The 850-nt window shown below is 77.6% G+C and carries 1 protein-coding gene; it reads left to right on the top strand.

Going from position 1 to position 850, the window contains the following annotated elements; translation table 11 throughout:
• Nucleotides 1–49 precede the first annotated feature (49 nt).
• Nucleotides 50–784, top strand: a complete 735-nt coding sequence (locus tag E4099_RS32490) for an SseB family protein (protein ID WP_135342657.1) — start codon at nucleotides 50–52, stop codon at nucleotides 782–784.
• Nucleotides 785–850 lie beyond the last annotated feature (66 nt).

Below are 850 nucleotides of genomic sequence, written 5' to 3'. Positions count from 1 at the left end.
CCGCACCCCTGCGCCCCGGCTCGGTCACGGCCCCCGATACCCTCGTCGGGTGGCGCTCAAGAACATTCCGGATCCCGGATTCGCTGAAGACGACGGCTCTGCCGACCCCCGCCTGACCGCGGCACTCGCCGCCTGGAAGGCCGATCCCTCGGCCGAGGCCGGCGTGCTGGAGGCGCTGGCCGGGGCGCGGATGCTGGTGCCGGTGGTGGCGGTGCTGGGCGAGGTGGAGGAGGGCCCGGACGGGCTGCGCCGGGAGAAGACCAGCGACATGGCGGTGCCGACGCTCCAGGCCCCCGACGGGCGGCGGGCGCTGCTGGCGTTCAGCTCGACCGACGCGCTGGCCCGCTGGCGCCCGGACGGGCGGCCCGTGGCGGTGCCGATGCGCGGGGCCCTGGAGGCCGCCGCGCACGAGAAGGCGGACACCATCGTCCTGGACATCGCGGGTCCGGTGACCTACGAGCTGACCGGCCCGGCCCTGCTCGCCCTGGCCGAGGGCCGTACCAGTGTGGACCCGCTGACCGACCCGGCCGTGGCCGAGGCCCTGCGCACCGTGCTGGCCGCCGAGCCCGAGGTGCTGCGCGCCCATCTGACCGCCGCCGAGGACGCCGACGGGATGCTGGCCCTGGCACTGGCCGCGGACGCGGTCGCCCAGCAGACCGTCCAGCGGCTCGCCCAGGCGCTGGCCACCCACGAGGTGCTGCGCGCCCGGCTGGTGCGCGGGCTGACCCTGGCCCTGCTGCCGCCCGGTGCCGAGCTGGGTGGCGAGCCGCTCTTCACCCGCTGAGCCCACGGGCGGCCTCGGCCGTCACCCCGGCCGCGGGCCGCCCCCGGCCAAGCCCCTGACCAGCCC

Source organism: Streptomyces palmae (assembly GCF_004684805.1).
GTDB lineage: Bacteria > Actinomycetota > Actinomycetes > Streptomycetales > Streptomycetaceae > Streptomyces > Streptomyces palmae.
The sequence above is the reverse complement of the archived record's forward strand: the minus strand, read 5'-3'. Positions and strand labels throughout refer to the sequence as shown.